General features: G+C 67.3%; 5 protein-coding genes. 2 read left to right on the plus strand and 3 right to left on the minus strand.

What is annotated here, in order from left to right:
- Positions 1–82: 82 nt before the first annotated feature.
- Positions 83–304 carry an MbtH family protein gene (locus ACPXCG_RS07620; RefSeq protein ID WP_425790727.1) on the plus strand — a complete coding sequence of 74 codons (222 nt, stop codon included), beginning with the start codon at positions 83–85 and terminating at the stop codon, positions 302–304.
- 204 nt (positions 305–508) lie between these two features.
- On the plus strand, positions 509–838 hold the full coding sequence (locus tag ACPXCG_RS07625) for a hypothetical protein (protein WP_425790729.1): 330 nt from the start codon (positions 509–511) through the stop codon (positions 836–838).
- Between the two features lie 11 nt (positions 839–849).
- Here the strand turns inward: ACPXCG_RS07625 and ACPXCG_RS07630 are convergent, their stop codons facing one another.
- The 3 genes from ACPXCG_RS07630 to ACPXCG_RS07640 are packed head-to-tail and all read right to left on the minus strand — an operon-like array spanning position 850 to position 3,883.
- On the minus strand, positions 850–1,671 hold the full coding sequence (locus ACPXCG_RS07630; RefSeq protein ID WP_425790731.1) for an ABC transporter permease: 822 nt from the start codon (positions 1,669–1,671) through the stop codon (positions 850–852).
- Positions 1,668–2,462 (minus strand): ABC transporter permease, encoded by a 795-nt coding sequence (locus tag ACPXCG_RS07635; RefSeq protein ID WP_425790733.1) that lies wholly within the window; start codon positions 2,460–2,462, stop codon positions 1,668–1,670. Before ACPXCG_RS07635 ends, ACPXCG_RS07630 begins: the two co-directional genes overlap by 4 nt.
- Positions 2,459–3,883, minus strand: coding sequence for an ATP-binding cassette domain-containing protein (locus ACPXCG_RS07640; RefSeq protein ID WP_425790735.1), 1,425 nt, complete (start codon positions 3,881–3,883; stop codon positions 2,459–2,461). The genes ACPXCG_RS07635 and ACPXCG_RS07640 overlap by 4 nt, the downstream gene beginning before the upstream one ends.
- Between the last annotated feature and the right edge of the window lie 502 nt (positions 3,884–4,385).

Below are 4,385 nucleotides of genomic sequence, written 5' to 3' on the forward strand. Positions count from 1 at the left end.
ATAGGCGTGGACGACGTGCACCAGAGCGCAATCCCGGGTCGGCCACACGGCCGCCTTCCCTGAACGAGAGGAACGATCGATCATGACCAATCCATTCGACGACGAGAACGGCCGCTTCTACGTCGTGGTGAACGACGAGAACCAGCATTCGCTGTGGCCGACGTTCGCCGACATCCCGGCCGGTTGGACCAAGGTCTTCGGCGAGGACAGCCGTGCGGCCTGCCTGGAGTACGTGGAGAAGAACTGGACGGATCTGCGGCCCAAGAGCCTCATCGACGCGATGGAGGCGGACCGGGCAGGCTGACCGGTCGGGCGGGGCCGTGGCGGGATGTCGTGCACACGGCCACGACGGTGTACACGACATCGCCACCGGTAAATTTTCTCGTCGTCCTCCGGTGACAATCCCAGGGAGTATCTGTCATCATTTGCCCACAGCGATTTCCCGGATCCGGAGGATTGTCGGACGCTTTTTCGGCCGGCGGAGAGCAGGTCAGGAATGGACGGTGACATGGGATCATGGGAATTCCCGCGATTGCGGGCGACGTGCGACGAAGTCCATCGTCGCGCCGAGGTCACCCCTGGCCTGACGGCGGTCCGACACAGTGGCGACTCGGCGACCTACCAGGATCTGGCCGGCGCCCTCACGAGGTACGACCTGGTCGCCGAGAGCAACGGGCTCGGCGTCGGCTCGTCGTTGGTCGCGGCCATCCTGCACTGCTTGCCGCGCATCGGTTCGCTCGACGAGCCGTCGGCGGTCGCCACCGCGGTGGGCCAGGTGGTGGAGTGGCTCGCACGGGACATCGGTGACGGCTACGGAATGTTGCGCTCGGTCGGCTGAGGCCGCTCCGCTCACCGTGCGGTGGCGGCCCTGCGATATCCGTGCAGTGCGGGGTACAGGCAAGCGGCGACGATGAGAACCGTCCAGACGACGATCTTGATCATGTTCTCCGCGATGGGGCCACCCGCGGCCAGCGATCGCATCACCTCGATGGCCGGACTCATCGGCTGGTTCTCGACGATGGGCTGCAGCCAACCCGGGTAGGCCTCGACGGGGGAGAACCCGGAATTGAAGAACATGAGGACACTCGAGACCAGTGACAACAGCGGGACCAGCGGAGCAGAGGGGCGAGCGCTGACCGCGAGGGCGAGCACCAGCATCGCGTAGGCGACGCCGAACATCAGCGAGACCCCGAAGATCCCGAGGACCGCGACCACACCACCGGTGATGTCGAAGCCGATGGTGGAGCCGACGGCGATCAGCAGCGCCGTCACCACGACGATGCGGAAGACCTCGCTCAGCAGCCGCGACGTGAGGTCGGCGGCACGGTTGATCGGCAGCACATACAGGCGCGCGAGCAGACCGGTACCCCGCTCCTGGTTCAGGCGGATGCCGGCGGCCACCGACCCGAACATGGCGCTCACCAGGATCACCAATGGCACGGTGCCGTAGGTGCTGTCCTGCCCGGTGGCAGTGCCGATCGCATCACCGAGCACCACCTTGAACATGACGAGCGTCAGGAGCGGCACGAGGACCAGCTGGAGGAAGGTGCCCCGGTCCCGCACCATGACCGAGATCTGACGCCACGCGAGCACCGCGCTCTGCTCGACGAATGCCCGCGCCGACCGTTCGACGGGGAGCCGGCCGACGGGCGCCGCCGCGACGGTGGTCATCGCACCACCCGGCGGACACCCAGCGCCGTGAGCACGCCCCCGGCGACAGCCAGGCCGACACACCACCAGATCGTGGGCGTGAGCAGGTCGAGGGTGGCGGTGCCGTCGCTGAGCGAACGCATCGCGGTCGCGAACTGGGAGATCGGCTGGTTCCGCACGAACGGCTGAATCCATTCCGGGAACTGACTTTCGGGCACGAAGCCGGTAGACAACATGCCGAGGATGAGAATCGGCAGCGAGAGTGCCTGACTGGTGGCCTCCGGGCTGTTGGAGAGCAGCCCGACCGCATCGGCGAGGACAGCGATGAGAATGCCGACCACCAGCACGACCGCGAACAACCCGATCGTGTCCAGCACGCCCCCGTTCGGCCGCCATCCCATCACCAGGCTGGTCGCGGTCGCGCAGATGATCGAGATGACGAGCAGCACGGTGTTGGTGCCCATCCGGGCAAGGGGAGGGATCACCGGCGGCATCGGGAGGGTCCGGAACCGGGTGTTGATGCCCTTGGTGGCGTCCACCGCGGACCTCATGGCCGCCGACGACGCGACGAAACTGACCGACTGCAACGAGATGATCGGCATCAGGAAGTCCGCATAGTCCATCCCCGGATCCGCGTTCATGATCGACCGCAGCGGGACATAGAAGCAGATCGCCAGGAGCACCGGCGCGACGAAGGCGAAGATGATCTCACCGTTGCGCACCATCGAGGAGATACCCCGACCGGTCAGCGTCCACCATTGCGCACCGGCCCGGGTCCTGGGCCGGCCGAGGTGTGCCGCCTCGAGGGTCATCCGGCCGGACTCTGCTCGTCGCCGGCGGCCGACACGGCCGTGGTGTCGGCCGGGTCGGTCAGGGCGAGGAAGACCTCGTCGAGGCTCGGGCGGCACAGCGCCACATCCGACAGCCGGATGCCGGCCTCCTTGGTGCGCTGGACGATCTCGACCAGCGTGTCGGCCCCGGCGGTGGCTGGGACCGTGACAAAGGTGGCGGCCTCGTCGGGCTCGTGCGCGGGGATCGCGGCGCCGTGCCCGCCGACCGCGATCCCGTCCAGGCACGCGAGCAGTCGATCGAGATCCTCGGGATCGGTGGGGGTCACCTGATAATGCGATGCGCCGGTCGCCGTCTTGAGCTCGTCGGCGGTACCGGACGCGATCACCCGGCCCTTGTCGATCACCACGATGTGGTCGGACAGGGTGTCGGCCTCCTCGAGATATTGCGTGGTCAGCAGCGTGGTCACGCCCTGACGCCGCAGGGACTCGACGAGTTTCCACACCTCCTGGCGACTCCGCGGATCGAGTCCGGTGGTCGGTTCGTCGAGGAACACGATCTCGGGTTGCGTGACGAGCCCGCATGCGATGTCGATCCGGCGCCGCATACCGCCCGAGTACTCGCCGACCTTGCGTTTGGCGGCCGCGGTCAGCTCGAACGATGCGAGCAGTTCGTCGGCTCTCGACCGTGCCACCGCCTTCGACAGACCCATCAGCCGCCCGAACAGGATCAGATTGTCCCGACCGCTGAGCGCTTCGTCGAGCGCGGCGAACTGACCGGTCAGCATGATCGATCGGCGGACCCCGGCGGCGTCGGCCACCACGTCGTGGCCGCCGACGACCGCGCTGCCCCCGTCGGGCTTGAGGAGGGTGCACAACATGTTGACGGTCGTCGTCTTGCCCGCGCCGTTGGGCCCGAGTAGTGCGAGGATGGAACCCCGCGCGACCGAGAAGCTGACGCTCTCGACGGCGACGTTGTCCCCGAATCGCTTGTGCAGGTCGACGACTTCGATGGCGGGCCGCGCCGTGGAGCCGCCTTCCGCAGTGGGATCGGCGGTGGGATCGGTGTTGCCCGCCACCGGCGACGGTGCCTGCGGTGTCCGGGCATCCGGGACCGCGTCGGTCTCTGTCGGCGAGGAGGATTCGACGATGTGCCAACCGGACGCCACACCGCGTGGCGGGTCGTCGTCGATCGGCGGGCCACCTTCCTCGGTCGGCACCGCCTGGACGGGCATCGTCGGCGCCTCATCGGCGACGACCGCCGCGTGTCGGGGTGCCGCGGGTGTGTCCGGGGTCGATTCCACATCCCCGGCGATGACGCGAGAGGCGTCGGCCGGAAGCTGCTCGACCGGCCCGTCGGCGGAGGCCGGCGTGCCCGGCATCCCGCCGTGCGTCGTGGACAGGCTGGATCGGGCGGCCGTCGGCCCGCCGGACTGCTCGACCATCGACTGCTCCTATCGGGCCATCTCGGTCGCCCGAGTCGGGGCGGGGTGTTCACCGCCCGTCACGGGCCGCGCGGTTCCGCATGGATTGTCCGGGGACGCCGGCCCCGTGCCCGTGGGCGGTTTCGTGCGTCCGGTGTGGGCGATGGTACCGAAATTGTCGGAACGGTCTGGAAAGATTCTCGCTCTCGGACTCGGAATCATTACATCGCCGCACACCGCATTAGTACGTTTGGACGACTTCGAAGTCGGGCGCGTAACGATCTGGGCCCCACTGCCGAATTCCTATCGTGAGCTAGCTGTTTACCAGAGATTCGGATACCCGTGAAAGGGCTCGTACATTCAACCGAATCATGGTGAATTTCGTTCTGAAGGGTGGATAATGACGCACACTGTTGCGTGGGAACGGAGTTCCCGCGAACAGACAGCCCACAACGACCCGAGCGTCGGTTGAACGTCCACCGACGCCGGGCCGGGCTGGCCGCTGACCTGGGAAAGAGGGGCT

This window comes from Gordonia sp. DT218, from assembly GCF_049847105.1.
Taxonomy (GTDB): Bacteria; Actinomycetota; Actinomycetes; order Mycobacteriales; family Mycobacteriaceae; genus Gordonia.

Excerpts from the sequence above, each read along its gene's own strand:
- ACPXCG_RS07620 (WP_425790727.1), top strand. The coding sequence starts at position 83 with ATGACCAATCCATTCGACGACGAGAACGGCCGCTTCTACGTCGTGGTG.
- ACPXCG_RS07630 (WP_425790731.1), bottom strand. The coding sequence starts at position 1,671 with ATGACCACCGTCGCGGCGGCGCCCGTCGGCCGGCTCCCCGTCGAACGG.
- ACPXCG_RS07640 (WP_425790735.1), bottom strand. The coding sequence starts at position 3,883 with ATGGTCGAGCAGTCCGGCGGGCCGACGGCCGCCCGATCCAGCCTGTCC.
- ACPXCG_RS07635 (WP_425790733.1), bottom strand. The coding sequence starts at position 2,462 with ATGACCCTCGAGGCGGCACACCTCGGCCGGCCCAGGACCCGGGCCGGT.
- ACPXCG_RS07625 (WP_425790729.1), top strand. The coding sequence starts at position 509 with ATGGGATCATGGGAATTCCCGCGATTGCGGGCGACGTGCGACGAAGTC.